Origin of the sequence: Nostoc sp. KVJ20 (assembly GCF_001712795.1) — a bacterium.
Taxonomy (GTDB): Bacteria; Cyanobacteriota; Cyanobacteriia; order Cyanobacteriales; family Nostocaceae; genus Nostoc.
Genome location: NZ_KV757622.1, coordinates 1 through 14156 on the forward strand (window position 1 = coordinate 1; position 14156 = coordinate 14156).

At 43.1% G+C, this 14156-nt stretch carries 11 protein-coding genes; 9 read left to right on the forward strand and 2 right to left on the reverse strand.

What is annotated here, in order from left to right; genetic code table 11:
• The 6 genes from A4S05_RS16045 to A4S05_RS16070 all read left to right on the forward strand — a co-directional run.
• Window positions 1–816, forward strand: an 816-nt coding sequence (locus A4S05_RS16045) for a GDP-mannose 4,6-dehydratase (protein ID WP_069070823.1), incomplete at its 5' end; no start/stop codon positions are given.
• Between the two features lie 23 nt (window positions 817–839).
• Window positions 840–1784, forward strand: coding sequence for a GDP-L-fucose synthase family protein (locus tag A4S05_RS16050; protein ID WP_069070824.1), 945 nt, complete (start codon window positions 840–842; stop codon window positions 1782–1784).
• A gap of 72 nt (window positions 1785–1856) precedes the next feature.
• Window positions 1857–2432 (forward strand): 5-formyltetrahydrofolate cyclo-ligase, encoded by a 576-nt coding sequence (locus A4S05_RS16055; RefSeq protein ID WP_069070985.1) that lies wholly within the window; start codon window positions 1857–1859, stop codon window positions 2430–2432.
• A gap of 38 nt (window positions 2433–2470) precedes the next feature.
• Window positions 2471–3481, forward strand: coding sequence for a catalase family protein (locus A4S05_RS16060; protein WP_069070825.1), 1011 nt, complete (start codon window positions 2471–2473; stop codon window positions 3479–3481).
• 441 nt (window positions 3482–3922) lie between these two features.
• Window positions 3923–4264, forward strand: a complete 342-nt coding sequence (locus tag A4S05_RS16065; RefSeq protein WP_069070826.1) for a hypothetical protein — start codon at window positions 3923–3925, stop codon at window positions 4262–4264.
• Between the two features lie 46 nt (window positions 4265–4310).
• Entirely contained in the window at window positions 4311–5147 is an 837-nt protein-coding gene (locus tag A4S05_RS16070; RefSeq protein ID WP_069070827.1) for a carbohydrate ABC transporter permease, read from the forward strand.
• Between the two features lie 122 nt (window positions 5148–5269).
• Here the strand turns inward: A4S05_RS16070 and A4S05_RS16075 are convergent, their stop codons facing one another.
• Window positions 5270–5923, reverse strand: coding sequence for a sugar transferase (locus A4S05_RS16075; RefSeq protein WP_069070828.1), 654 nt, complete (start codon window positions 5921–5923; stop codon window positions 5270–5272).
• A 488-nt stretch (window positions 5924–6411) separates the two neighbouring features.
• Window positions 6412–10443 carry a hypothetical protein gene (locus A4S05_RS16080; protein ID WP_069070829.1) on the reverse strand — a complete coding sequence of 1344 codons (4032 nt, stop codon included), beginning with the start codon at window positions 10441–10443 and terminating at the stop codon, window positions 6412–6414.
• A gap of 772 nt (window positions 10444–11215) precedes the next feature.
• On the opposite strand from A4S05_RS16080, the gene A4S05_RS16085 reads away from it, so the two are divergent.
• The 3 genes from A4S05_RS16085 (at window position 11216) to cobT (ending at window position 14136) form a co-directional block, all read left to right on the forward strand.
• On the forward strand, window positions 11216–11917 hold the full coding sequence (locus A4S05_RS16085) for a Crp/Fnr family transcriptional regulator (protein ID WP_012409873.1): 702 nt from the start codon (window positions 11216–11218) through the stop codon (window positions 11915–11917).
• A 216-nt stretch (window positions 11918–12133) separates the two neighbouring features.
• Window positions 12134–12874, forward strand: a complete 741-nt coding sequence (locus A4S05_RS16090) for a DUF2232 domain-containing protein (protein WP_069070830.1) — start codon at window positions 12134–12136, stop codon at window positions 12872–12874.
• Between the two features lie 77 nt (window positions 12875–12951).
• Window positions 12952–14136, forward strand: coding sequence for a nicotinate mononucleotide-dependent phosphoribosyltransferase CobT (cobT, locus tag A4S05_RS16095; RefSeq protein ID WP_069070831.1), 1185 nt, complete (start codon window positions 12952–12954; stop codon window positions 14134–14136).
• Window positions 14137–14156: the final 20 nt, after the last annotated feature.

Below are 14156 nucleotides of genomic sequence, written 5' to 3' on the forward strand. Positions count from 1 at the left end.
CTTTTAAAACATCCTCTTAGAGTCAGCTTTGATTCACCAGAATACACAGTAGACGCAGTAGGAATGGGAACATTGCGTCTGTTGGAAGCAATTCGAGACTACCAACATCGTACCGGAATTCAGGTGCGATTTTACCAGGCGGGTTCTTCAGAAATGTACGGTTTAGTACAAGCAATACCTCAAACTGAGACAACGCCCTTTTATCCCCGCAGTCCCTATGCCTGTGCGAAAGTTTACGCTCACTGGCAAACTGTAAATTATCGTGAATCTTATAATTTATTTGCTTGTAACGGCATACTTTTTAACCACGAGTCACCACGGCGGGGTGAAACCTTTGTAACCCGCAAAATTACTAGAGCGGTGGCTGGTATCGTTGCTGGGAAGCAGAAAAAGATTTACATGGGTAATCTAGATGCCAAGCGAGATTGGGGCTATGCAAAGGATTACGTGAAAGCAATGTGGTTGATGTTGCAGAAAGACCAGCCAGACGATTACGTAATTTCGACTGGTGAAACCCACTCAGTGCGTGAGTTTTTGGAACTGGCATTTAGTTATGTGAATCTCAATTGGCAAGATTATGTAGAGTTTGATGAGCGTTACCTCCGTCCATCTGAGGTAGAGTTATTGATTGGCGATTCTACCAAAGCACGCGAGAAGCTAGGCTGGACACCATCAGTAACCTTTGAAGAACTAGTTTCCTTAATGGTAGAAGCAGACTTACAAGCATTGGGCCACACTTCACCCAATGGAAATGGTTCGCAATTTCCAGATGATATTGCGACTATTCGTCAAAAACTAGGCGCTTTGCACTTCTGATTCGGATCACAGAGGATAAAAATATGACAGCCTTAGAACTAAAAAATAAACGCATTCTCGTCACCGGTGGGTCGGGGTTTCTAGGTCGTCAGGTGATAGATCAACTGTGTAAAGCAGGAGCCGATCGCGAGAAAATTACAATACCGCGATCGCGCGATTGCGATCTACGTGTCTGGGAAAATAGCCAACGTGCAGTTGACCAGCAAGACATAATCATCCATCTAGCAGCTCATGTCGGTGGCATCGGTCTGAACCGTGAAAAACCCGCAGAGTTGTTCTACGATAACTTGATCATGGGAACCCAGCTAATTCACGCTGCCTATCAAGCTGGAGTAGAAAAATTTGTTTGTGTTGGCACAATCTGCGCCTATCCTAAATTCACTCCAGTACCATTCAAAGAAGATGATCTTTGGAATGGCTACCCAGAAGAAACCAACGCCCCTTACGGAATTGCAAAAAAAGCACTTTTAGTTCAATTGCAATCTTACCGTCAGCAGTACGGTTTTAATGGGATTTATCTACTGCCAGTCAATTTATATGGCCCAGAAGATAACTTTGACACAGGAAGTTCCCACGTTATTCCAGCATTAGTTCGTAAAGTTCACGAAGCCCAAATTAAAGCGGAAAAACAACTCCCTGTTTGGGGTGATGGTAGTCCCACCCGTGAGTTTCTGTATTCAGAAGATGCAGCGCGAGGGATTGTGATGGGGACTCAATTCTATAACGAATCGGAACCAGTTAACTTGGGAACCGGTTATGAAATCTCCATCCTGGATTTAGTAACTCTAATCTGCGAATTGATGGAGTTTAAGGGGGAAATTGTGTGGCAAACTGACAAGCCTAATGGTCAACCCCGCCGTTGTTTAGATACTGAACGGGCCAAGCAAGCCTTTAATTTCACGGCTCAAGTAAGCTTTGAGGAAGGACTAAAGAATACCATTGAGTGGTATCGTCAACACGCTGTATAACTATGTACTGCTGAATGTAGAGTGATACAAGCTGGGCAATGTCCAGCTTATTTTTTTGGCGATATAAATTTTATGGACAAAGTTAATCATCAACTAAATAAAGCAGAACTGCGTCGCACTCTACTCAAAACACGTCAATCAATGTCCATTGGAGAATGGAGAGAAAAAAGCGATCGCATTAGCTCTCATTTACAAAACTCTACTTTGTTTACCCAAGCAAAAACAATACTTGCTTATTTCAGCTTTCGCCAAGAACCTGACCTCAGTCCCCTATTTGCCAACACCAAATACTGTTGGGGATTTCCTCGCTGCGTTGATAAATCCTTATGTTGGCATATTTGGACACCTGATGATTCTGTCCAAAGCGGCGCTTATGGCATTGCTGAACCACATCCTGACGCTCCAATCTTAGATGCTGCGGAAGTAGATTTGATTCTTGTCCCCAGTGTAGCTTGCGACCATCAAGGATATCGTTTGGGTTATGGCGGTGGATATTACGATCGCTTGCTCAGTTTACCGCAGTGGCAGACAAAGCCGACTATCGGAATTGTCTTTGATTTTGCCTATATCTCCCAAATACTGATTGAACCTTGGGATAAACCACTACAAGCTATTTGTACGGAAACCGGATTGACTCGAAAAGGTTGAAGGATTCAGGATAATGAAGACATCTCATAAAATGTTTTATGACTAACCCAACGTCATCTACCACTGAGCAAGAAGCAATAATCGACGATATTATCGCAACGAGCCTCCAAGCTCAACAAAAAAATGGCCCAGACCTCCGCCAAATTCATAGCAAAAGTCATGGACTCCTTTGGGGAGAGTTTATTATTGAACCCAATCTTCCTGAAGACCTGAGAGTAGGTTTGTTCAAAACGCCCCAAACCTACCCTGTGTGGATTCGTTTCTCTAGCGGTGGTTCACCTCAAAAGCGTGGGAAATTCCACTCCGATAGCCAGCCTGATGTTCGTGGTATCGCCATCAAGGTGATGAATGTGGACGGGCAAAAAGTCTTGGATGATGAAGAAAAAACTCAAGATTTTATACTTAACAATTATCCGATTTTCTTGACTAAAGACGTTCGTGATTATGCCGATCTTTCTCAAGCAGGTAGTGGAAAACTTAGCCCAGAAAGGCTGGAAGAACTTGGTTACGCCTTTGCTATCTTGCAAAAAATTGGCAGCCACAAGGTAGGAAATCCACTTTTGATTCAATATTGGAGTATGGCTCCCTTTAAGTTTGGCGAACGGATTGTAAAATTGTCTGTCAAATCTCAACAGCCTGAACAACCACCAGAAACACTTCCAGAATCAGAAAATTACCTTCGAGAAACGCTGGTAAAATATTTGACTGAAGAAGGAAGAGAAGCGTCTTTTGACTTCCTAATTCAGTTTTATGTAGACGATGAAAAAACGCCAATTGAAGACCATGTTAAAGAATGGCAAGAAGCAGATTCACCATTTATTAAAGTTGCAACTGTCCGCATTCCCAGCCAGAAGTTTGACTTTGAAGAACGCAAACGTTTAGATGAGGGTTCGCTATTTTCCCCTTGGCATACACTGCTAGAACATGAGCCTGTTGGAAGTGTGAATCTCTCTCGCAAGAGGCTTTACAGCGAACTTGCAAAGTATCGACGAGAAGAAATTGCCCAACGTTCGCGGGAACCAAAACCTTATGTCGCGGTTGAAGATTAACTACTGTGAATTTGCTTCAAACTGTAAGAGGTTGTTTGGAAAGTGTGTGTACAAAATCAGACTTTCTAGCAATTAAATCTAATTAGTAAAAATTGAAATACCAAGATTACCGACTTTTAAAATAAGTCAGTAATCTTGGTTTAATGAATAAAGAATTGTATAACTGCTGTAGATCGTTTTTATGAGACTAATGGCTCAAGAATCTGAGAAATATTTAATTTCTGCAACATAATGCCTTTTATAAATTGGGAAAAATTATGAATAAAGATAATGAAATAACTTCAACGACTTCTTTGATATTCTGGAAGAATTAGGGAGTTCAAAAAGTGAAGAGACTTAATTGTATTAATATGTGAATAAATTCCATAACAGAATTAGGTGAATTTCCCAGATTTTTAATGATAGGTTAGAATAAAATTAAGCAAATTCTCAAGTAAAGCCATGTCTGACTCAGTTCAGTATGTCACTAACACAGAGGGAAAAAAAGTTGGAGTACTGTTAGATTTAGAAACTTATCAACAGCTAACTAACTTATCTGTAGATTCAGAATTATTGATTGGTTTAAATCTAGATGAGTTGCAAGCATTGGCAGAAAGTTATTTATCTCCCAAAGCTCAGATACAGTTACAGGAATTATTAGTTAAAAATTCGGATAATGATTTGTCAGATGACGAAACTGAAACCTTAGACAGATTATTGGCACAGGTTGACCAATTAAATATTCTTAAAACTAGAGCTAGATATACCTTAAATATTTTTCAAAATAAACAACAACTAGCGTGAGTGTTTACATTCCTGTTGAATTACAAAATAAAATTTGCAAAATCAAATGCTGAACTGGAAAAAATCACGATCGCAAATTCTGCTAATGTATGCGCTGTTGGGAGCGATCGCACTGGTGATGCTCTTTCCTTTGCTATGGCTAATAAGTACAGCCTTAAAATCGCCTACGGAAAATATTTTTCAGTCACCGCCACAGTTGCTACCCAGTCAACCAACACTAGATAACTTCTCTAGTGTGTGGAACTCTCTACCTTTTGGACAATATCTGTATAACAGTACTTTGGTGTCAGTGCTGACTGTGGGCTTAAATCTGCTGTTTTGCGCTTTAGCTGCCTATCCGTTGGCAAGATTGTCCTTTGTCGGGCGAGACTGGATTTTTGTGGCGATCGTCTCTACGATTATGATTCCCTTCCAAATCGTGATGATTCCCCTCTATATTTTGACAGTCCAGTTAGGTTTGAGAAATACTTATTTAGGGATGATTTTTCCGAGTTTAGCTTCTGCCTTTGGCATTTTTTTGTTGCGCCAAGCTTTCATGAGTGTCCCCAAAGAAATAGAAGAAGCCGCCAGGATGGATGGCAGCTCAGAGTTAGGATTATGGTGGCATATTATGTTACCAGCAGTTCGCCCTGCACTAGTAACTTTAGCTATTTTCGTATTCATTGGTGCTTGGAGTGACTTTTTGTGGCCTTTAATTGTCATCCAAGACGAAAGTTTATACACTCTTCCTTTGGGCGTCGCGAAGCTAGCAGGGACATTTTCCCTTGATTGGCGGTTGGTAGCTGCTGGCTCAGTAATTGCGATCGCCCCAGTCTTGTTACTATTTCTGTTTTTACAACGTTACATTGTACCCACGGAAACTGGTAGCGGCGTCAAGGGTTGAAGGGGGCAGGAGGCAGGGGGCAGGAGGCAAGAGGCAGGAGGCAGGGGGCAGGAGGCAGGGGGCAGGGGGCAGGGGAGGAAAACTATTGATTATTGCCCAATCCCCAATCCCCAATCCCCAATTCAATAAGCACCAGTCTTTTTAAATACCACCCAAATAGTTTTAACAATCAGACTCAGGTCATAAGTTACAGACCACTTGCGCTGATAATCTATATCCATCTTGACAATGGTTTCAAAGTCTGTAATGCTGGAACGTCCATTAGCCTGCCATTCTCCGGTAATGCCTGGTTTGACTCGCAATCTATCCCAGTGGTGTGGATCGTAATGGTTAACTTCATCAAGAGTCGGTGGACGAGTACCAACTAAACTCATGTCCCCTAGCAAAACATTCCAAAATTGGGGTAACTCGTCCAAGCTAGTACGCCGCAAAAATTTACCCACAGGAGTAATGCGAGGATCGTCAACAGATTTAAAGATGTGACCTTTAGCTTGGTTTTCAACCAAATGCTTGAGTTTATCGGCATCGACGATCATGGAACGGAATTTCCAAATGCGGAAAGTTTTTCCGTTTAAACCACACCGAATTTGGGAATAGAATATTGGACTTGGCTCATGAATAAAAGTAGCAATTGCTACAGGAATTGCTACCATAAATGTAATAATCAGCCCTACAATGGCTCCAACAATGTCAATTAATCGTTTTCTCACACTTAAAGTTGAAGGGTGTGAAGGCTGTTGCGAACAATTAACTGAATAAAGATAAAGATTATTCACGAGGGCTAACTTATTTTATAACAGGAATTTTTGCATCAGTAGTGTAGACATAAGACATAATTTTTAGGCGATTTTTACTACTGTTGGTTGTCGCCACTACTGAGTGTTAATATACACAAATTTTAACCAATAAAAAAACCAAAAACCCAAAATTTACAGAATCTTTCAATTAAAGTGATAGATTGTAAATCTACAATATTTTTTCCATCCAATAAAAAAGATCCTACTACGGTACACATCCAAAAAGTTACTTTCTTGAAGTACTAGTAGCACTTTGCAAAACTCCAAATGCTTATGAAGTAAGCATTTGGAGTTTTGAGCCGATACGTATCATTTTTGATGAAAAACTCCACCCATAAGGAGATAAAGTTTTTGGACATGGGGAATGGGGCATGGGAAAGAAGTTACTAATGCCCAATGTCCAATACCCCAAGCGACGGGGCGACTATCCCTATCCACCCACAAGAGGATGGAGTTTTCCGTCGCTTTCAATGAACCTCTAAGGCAAAATTCACTGTGTATGGTTCCTCCAGTGATTGCTGATTACTAGCCTTGATTGCATCTAGATAGCGACGCAAAGACAACAGTTGTTGGGAATTGGGACGATAAGTGAGACTCCCTTGTTTTTCAAAAAGTGGTGCTGTGGCGATCGCCTGATAGTCAGGATTTTCTTGCGAACTCTGGGTGAGCCAGGTTGATTCTGTGACTGAAGGTATCAAACCGGAAGGCAATTCGCCTTCCAAAAAAGCCAGCAAGCGTTGCTGACAAGTGCGAGTATTAATCCCACGACCCTCAAATAACTGGATAACTTCACCGAAAGATAAGGATCGCTCTGGTAGCAACCGTAGCAATTCTGTAAACAAGAAATAATCAGTGTATTGTTGCCTGGGTATATCTAATATTTGGGGATGCAGAGGCAGCATCGCCAAACCATAAGCAACCCGACTGCAATTAGGAGCGCCGTTTTCGCCGAGATATAAATCTTGCATAATCTTGGCACTGGGGAGTTTTTGCCGTAGCCAACGGTTCACCGTCCCGACACAAGCCACTCCACCAGTCAGGATCGCTTGATTAATGGATTCTGTAGGGATGCCACGAGCTACCAATAACTTGTTGAGTTCTCGATTCAGGCGGCGCACAAAGGGGATAAATACCTGGCTTTCTAAGTCTCGTCGCTGCAAAATCCACCGTTGATCGGCTAATTCCAGGGTAAAAGAGTCTTGGTGTTGCAAAATCAGCTTTAAGGCTAATGCCGCATCTAATACCGCCTGTCCCAGTAGAGAACTTTCTAGACGCTGCTGGAGGCGAATTCGAGCGGTGATATCTGGTTCTCCGACTCTGGGTAGTTCTAATTCTTCCAACCCTAAAGTCTGCCAACGCATTTGGTCTAAACCAGGAATTGAGGGTTGCCATTGCCAAGGATTACTGGTAGTAGTTTTGCGGCTTGGTGTTTCTGAGCGTGATTGCCGAGATTTCGGTGGCAATAGCAGTTGGCAAATAATATCTTGCTCAATTCCCTTGCCAGCATAAGCAAAACTGTGGAGCATGAAATCATTGTATGTCAATTGCTGCAAGCTTTCTGGTACATTCACCAGCAACATTTCTGTGGCAGTTGTCCCAATGTTAATCACAAGGGTGTTGCCAACAATGGGATGTTCGCTGGTTTTTGCTGGATGAGAACCTTGAGCATCGCTTAATTTTATTTGCTCACCGTTAGCAGCATCGAGTTCCGGGAGTAAACTAGCGATCGCTTCTTCGACAAAAAAGACTTGCTGTGGATGTTGAATGAGTTTGCTAGTGAGTAAAGCTTCCCGCACGTTAAAGCGGTATTGTTCCGAGCAGCTAGATGGACAGGTGCAAATTACACCAGCAATATTATTGATAATCTTGGGAAAATTTTGTTCGCTGATTCCAACAGCAGCAGCCATTAAACTAGGGGTAGTACAAGTTTTTTCGGATTTGAGGGTTAATAGTAGCTTAGAGAGCGATCGCACAACCCAAATCAAAGGCCCTGCGGAAAATTCATTTAATTGCAAAACAGGTTCCCATTTCTGTCGTTCACTCTTGTAGGGAATGGCTACTTGTAAATAGGGCTTCAACTGAGCCGAGTAGAGATTATTTGTCGTCGAATCTGCTGTTGCTCTCGGTGTTGCAGGAGTGGTAGCCGAGCGATCGGGCACTTTATCTTGGGCAACAGCCGCAGGTGCCGATTGCTCATGTGTTTCTACACTTTCGTTTTCACCGTGAGGGATAGAAGCTGTAGGCAGATAAACCTCTGTTGGTAAACGAAACGATTCCTGGAAGGAACTTGTTCCCGGCGGATTTTCTGCTGACCAATAGATAGGATGTACAACAAAAGTCGAGCGATTTAACAATGCGGCAGAAATTCCTGTTGTACCTAAATCAATTCCTAAATACCAGACTGATTCTAGAACATTGGGCGAAACTTCTGGATTATTTATGGAGTTGGAAATTGATGGTAAAGAACTTTCTTGAACAGGAGTTGTGACTTCCTTTTTTTTTTCAGTTTCTATTAGGGGAACTGCCAAACTGGGTAAAGCAGCAGTTGAGGTATTCTCTACTGCTTGAAGATTTTCAGAGGAAGTTGTGGGGATTGTGTCTTGAATGTTATCAAGTAGTTCCGAGAAAAGATCCAGGTTAGTAGCTGGCTGCAACTCAGAATTTAGCTGCTGATCAAAATTAGCCAAATCCCGATCTAATTGCTGCAACTGTTCTGCATCTAAAGAAATATCAGGTACGGCTGGAGCCTGGTTTGACTCAATAGAAAGCAAGTTTTCTTGGGGTGAAGCAGCGATGTAGTTATCTGAAGAAGGTTCTGGCTGATCATCGGGAATTAATGCTTCCGATGTGGCAATATTTTCTCTGCGATCGCCCGGCGTGTCGTAGACAGACACGAAGCTAACAGTAGGCTTTGGCAACTCAATTTCTGTTACTTCAGGAGTAACTGATGCTGTAATTGTGGTATCCTCCACAGAAGATGATACTTCCAGCAGTTGTTGCTCACTATCAGTATCAGGCAATAGGTCAGTTAGGGTATTAATTGTATCAACACTAGCTGGCTGAGTGTCGAGTTGCACCGGGAAACTGTCTGTTTGTGGGGTAGAGAAGCTAAGAAGTGAGTCTAGGTTAGTCTCCTCTTCAAAAAATAGTTCTTCCTGTGGTTCTGATGAATCTGTGGTTTCTCCTAAAGTCTCTTGGGTTGAAAGACTCGTCTCTGGTGTCACAACCGTAGAATCAACAGTTTGAGGAACAGGTGGAGCCTCAGCAATATTCAACGGTGATGGAGAGGCTGTAGAAGCAGATAAGTCATTTGTGGCAATATCGAGGCTTGAATTATTAACATCACCAACGCCAAATAAACTAGCGTAAAGTTGGTCTACTTCATCACCAATTAATGCAGAAATATCTTGCGATAATTCGGTCGTGGTTTCAGAAGATTCAGAAGAATCTAAACCAAGCTGCAACAGCACTGCATCTAAATCTTCTGTGAGGGTAGTCTCCTGTTCCTCAGAATTAAGAATGAGTGGAGATGAAGTTTCTGGCTGTATAAGCTCCAAAGATTGGGGCGTAACTTCAGCAGCGATCGCAGTTGGTTCAACTAATGATGCTGGTGAAGATAGTGTTTCAGATTCTCCCCTCAAGAAAGATGGCTGGGAACTAGGGGATTCTTGCTGCAAATGCTGGGTCAAATTATTGAGAAAGCTGGCCATCAGCTGTTCGCCTTGCATCCCCTTGCTATGCATTCTTGCTAATGCTTGCGACAGGGATTCGTAATAAGTATTAATGTTGCGCTGTAGTGCCTCAAAGACTACATTCACCGTCCCATCTAGGGATAATAGGCGTTGATCCAACTCCCTGGCTAGATGGGTTAACCGCTCCACACTGTCTGGTGATTCTAAAAAAGTTTGACTTGCAGAGTTTGTGTGATTAGGTGCTCTTGAAGAACTGGCGGAATTTTCCCCCGTCTGTCCTACCAGTGGCGTTAAAGTTGGCACAAGACGACTCATGAGTACCTGTAAAAACTCGGTAATCATCTGCTCCTGGTTTGTCAACTGTTGCGCTAGGGAGTAGTTTTGCAAACGTTTTTGTTCTAACTGTCTAATTTCCTGTATGAGAGTGGCTCGCTCTTGCAAAAGCGATTCTAATTCCGATCGCAACGGCTGAATCAATCTCGAAAATTCATTTTTTAATTGTCCGGCGCCAACACTATTCTGTTCTTGACTGGGTTCAATCTGCGGTAGTGGATACTGGTTATAATCACGATCAATAAATTTTGTTAACAAAGGCGAGCGCGATTCTTCAGAAGACTGATTTGGGATGCCGCTCTCTAATGCTTCTTTTTCTTGCAACTTCACCAAGAAGTCCCGAATTCTTTCTAAAACTTCTTTAGGCTCTTGCGCCTGACCAGAAAGAAATCTAGACAGGCGCTTGCCACCGCTGGCAAGCAAGTTGTCAATGTCTGCAATCAACTTTTGAATTTCATCTGCACTGGAAGTCACTTTTGTCACCTTACGTAGAAAATTATGTCAACTAATGTGACAATTACAAAAAAGGCAGGAGGCAGAAGGCAGGAGGTTAGGAGTATCAATTGAAACTAAAGTTTCACTCTTCTAAAGCCCAGTTTATAAAAAGAATGATACCGAGATGCACAGGGCGAGGTATAAAGCATCCTTATTTCAATCTCACGTTTTTAAACGTGGGTTCCTCCTGCCTCCTGCCTTGTCTACGACACGCTGCGCGAACGACCTCCTGCCTCCTGAATTTACAATCACCGTAATCCTATGGGGATCTTGCTATACGCAGCATCAACCATAGGAAAAATTTTGAGTGGACAAAGCCACTACTTGAACTTGTGACTGTCATTATGTTATGGATTACTGGGAGTCGTGGCAATATTCAGTCAGCGTTTGTGGGAGAAGCTTAGTTTTGCAGGTCAAGTGGTTGCCTATTTTTGCAAATCGCTAAAATACCTGAGCAATAATTTACTCCCTTTAGTATCATTGATGTTGTTTGCCTATATTCTTAACTAATTAAGTTTGCAGTGCAGCTAGCCCCTAAGCAATACAACCGCCGGCTATAAACTACTTTTTGCAAAACTTTTGTCCTGTTTAAACTTATAGGTAAAGATTATTTAGAAAAACGTTTTTGTCGCTTTCTTATGTAGCATAGTTTAGTTTTCTCTTGGAAAGGGAGCTGTGCAATGATGGCTTAGGCTAAAAATGGCGCTCTTGTTTGTTGTGTGTATATAGCAGCTTCAATAAAAATGTGGTAATGGAAGACCGATATAGCTTGCAAGCACAGGCTAATCCCTGGATGATCACCTCCGCTCCCTTTTTTCAAGGGTTGCCAGAACCCGCTGTGGAATCAGCCCTCATCCATCTTGTCACCCGTACTCACCCAGCCAATCAGGTAATTCTGCTGGAAAATGACTGGGGTGGTTCTGTGTATTTTATTATGGATGGATGGGTAAAAATTCGCACCTACAATCTGGAAGGAAAAGAGGTAACACTGAATATTCTTGGCAAAGGGGAATTATTTGGTGAAATGGCGGCGTTAGATGAAGTACCTCGTTCCACAGATGTGATTACCTTAGCCCCGACGGTAATTGGTAGTATGCCTGCTCAGGATTTTGTCAAATTACTTCAAATAGAACCCTTGGCAGGAGTTAGATTGGCGCAACTCATGGCACGACGATTGCGGCAAGTAAATCGCCGATTGCGGTTGCGCGAATCTGATAGCCAGTCACGGGTAGCAGATACATTGCTATTTTTGGCAGAAGGACAGGGAAAAAAAGGGCAGACAGGAACCGAAATACCCAATTTACCTCATCGGGAATTGAGTAGTTTGAGCGGACTGGCGCGGGAAACAGTAACACGAGTGTTGACAAGGCTAGAAAAAAAAGGCTTGATTAAACGGGATCAAGATACTATTTGTATTCCCGATTTGTCAGCCTTAGAAAGAATGATAGTTTAACCGATCGCGCCCAAGATTCCTCAACTTCTCTACGAGACGCTACGCGAACAGCTAAGAAAAGTTGGCGATGAATGGGCGCTCTGGGACTGGGCACTGGGTACTGGGGAGAAATTATGAGTAAGATTTGGTTGGGCTATGAATCTCCATATAAATCTTCCCAATCCCAAGTAAAACCAGTCCCCAATCCCCAATCCCCAGTTTAAGAACTTGTCAGATATGAGTATTTTAGATTCTCTGCCAGATGAGCCGGAGAAAGATCCATCGCCTGAATCTCCAACTCCTCAGAATCATTGGTTAGACAAAGAACAGCAGTTAATGCCTCCTCAAATCAAGGCTGTTGCGCCCTTGAGGATGGTGGAAACGGCGTTTTTAGCCAGTACCGCTAGCCTAATTTGGTTTATTAATTTCTACTTTCCCTTGGGCCCTGTTTTGCGGATATTTTTTCCGGTGCCGATCGCTCTAGTTTATCTGCGTTGGGGCAAACGTGCAGCCTGGATGGCAGCACTCACTTCTGGGTTACTGCTGACAGTATTGATGGGGCCAGCCCGCAGTTTGCTGTTTGTCATGCCCTACGGGTTTATGGGCGTGCTTTTGGGAGCAACGTGGTATCGTCGTCGTGTTCCCTGGATTGTTTCTATCACCTTGGGTACGCTGTTGGGTACTTTGGGAGTTTTTTTTCGGCTGTGGTTGCTTTCTATATTGTCGGGTGAAGACCTGTGGATTTATGTGATTACCCAAGTGACTGAGTTCATTGAGTGGGTATTTTTGAAGCTGAGTTTGTTGGTGAGTCCCAGCGTATTTTTGATTCAAGTGGGAGCGATCGCTTTAATTCTACTCAACAACTTTATCTACCTTTTTGTGGTACACCTAGCAGCATGGTTCCTTTTTGACCGTCTGGGTAACCCCATTCCCCGCCCACCACGCTGGGTACAAGTCCTCATGGATTATGAGGTATAGTCATTTGTCATTTGTCATTTGTCATTAGTTTTTGGTTAAATGATGAGTCCTAACTAATCAGCAATGCCCAATGCCCAATGCCCAATTCCCAAATTCGTATTTATACCCAAAAAGAACAGGGTGAAGAATGGCTACGACGATATCGTGGCTGTCTACCCGTATTTGCTTGTGTTTTAGGATTTACTGAAACTGGTTTAATTCCAGGAATTTCGGCGGCTGGTCGCACTCCAGAGGATCGGAAATATACTGCTTGTGCAGATGCCGAATTTTTGTATTATGGCCCGGAATATAAAGCCCAATATCCCTTACCTCCATTAGCAGCTGGGGCTTCACCTGTGCTGATTTCTCGCGCTGTCTTTGAATCACTAAAGATACCAGTTCATTTATTTAATGCTGGTTTACCTCAGCCTCCTGCTGTGCCAGTAATTGATTTGGGTGGCGCTCCTGCTAAGTGTTTAAGTGGAGGTGCTGCGATGGAAATCACAACGGTACACCACTTGTTTGAACAAGGGCTACTTTGGGGAGAACGCCTTGCTGCCAATATCCAACAGGGGTATCTGATTGTCGGTGAATGTGTCGTTGGAGGCACTACAACTGCCCTGGCAATCTTAACTGGTTTAGGTATAGATGCTGCCGGAAAAGTTAACAGTAGCCACCCTGTTTGTAACCACGCACAAAAATTTGCATTAGTGAAAGCTGGGTTGGAGAAGATGAAGGGGAGCAGGGAGCAGGGAGCAGGGGGAGAAAATTTTACTTTGTCCTTATCTTCCCCTGTTAACCCGTTGGAACTTGTTGCTGCTGTAGGTGATCCCATGCAAGTGGTGGTAGCTGGGATGGCGATCGCAGCTAGTCGTAGTTGTGGTGTAATGCTTGCTGGTGGGACGCAAATGCTGGCGGTTTATGCGCTCATCAGTGCGATCGCTCAAGCTTACGCCTTATCATGGCAACCAGAAGCAGTAGTTGTGGGCACAACCCGCTGGGTAGCAGAAGACCCTACTGGCGCTACAGTTGACTTAGCCCTCAACTTAGGAAAAAGCAGCTTAACTCAGAGTGGAATAACCCCTCCTCTATTGGGAACTTATCTGAGCTTTGCTAATTCTCGTTATCCCCAACTGAGAGCTTATGAGGAGGGCTTTGTGAAAGAAGGTATGGGTGCTGGAGCCGCTTGTATAGCCGCCCATCTTAGCCAAGATTGGCAGCAACCTCAACTTTTGGCAGCTATTGAAGCCCAACTTGAACGACTAAGTACAGCATTTCATTAGGACTTCCAAATACAAAAATA

Bases quoted from the DNA above. Each gene is read 5' to 3' on its own strand.
- cobT (WP_069070831.1), top strand. From the start codon at position 12,952: ATGCCCAATTCCCAAATTCGTATTTATACCCAAAAAGAACAGGGTGAA.
- A4S05_RS16050 (WP_069070824.1), top strand. From the start codon at position 840: ATGACAGCCTTAGAACTAAAAAATAAACGCATTCTCGTCACCGGTGGG.
- A4S05_RS16060 (WP_069070825.1), top strand. From the start codon at position 2,471: ATGACTAACCCAACGTCATCTACCACTGAGCAAGAAGCAATAATCGAC.
- A4S05_RS16090 (WP_069070830.1), top strand. From the start codon at position 12,134: ATGAGTATTTTAGATTCTCTGCCAGATGAGCCGGAGAAAGATCCATCG.
- A4S05_RS16055 (WP_069070985.1), top strand. From the start codon at position 1,857: ATGGACAAAGTTAATCATCAACTAAATAAAGCAGAACTGCGTCGCACT.
- A4S05_RS16065 (WP_069070826.1), top strand. From the start codon at position 3,923: ATGTCTGACTCAGTTCAGTATGTCACTAACACAGAGGGAAAAAAAGTT.
- A4S05_RS16070 (WP_069070827.1), top strand. From the start codon at position 4,311: ATGCTGAACTGGAAAAAATCACGATCGCAAATTCTGCTAATGTATGCG.
- A4S05_RS16085 (WP_012409873.1), top strand. From the start codon at position 11,216: ATGGAAGACCGATATAGCTTGCAAGCACAGGCTAATCCCTGGATGATC.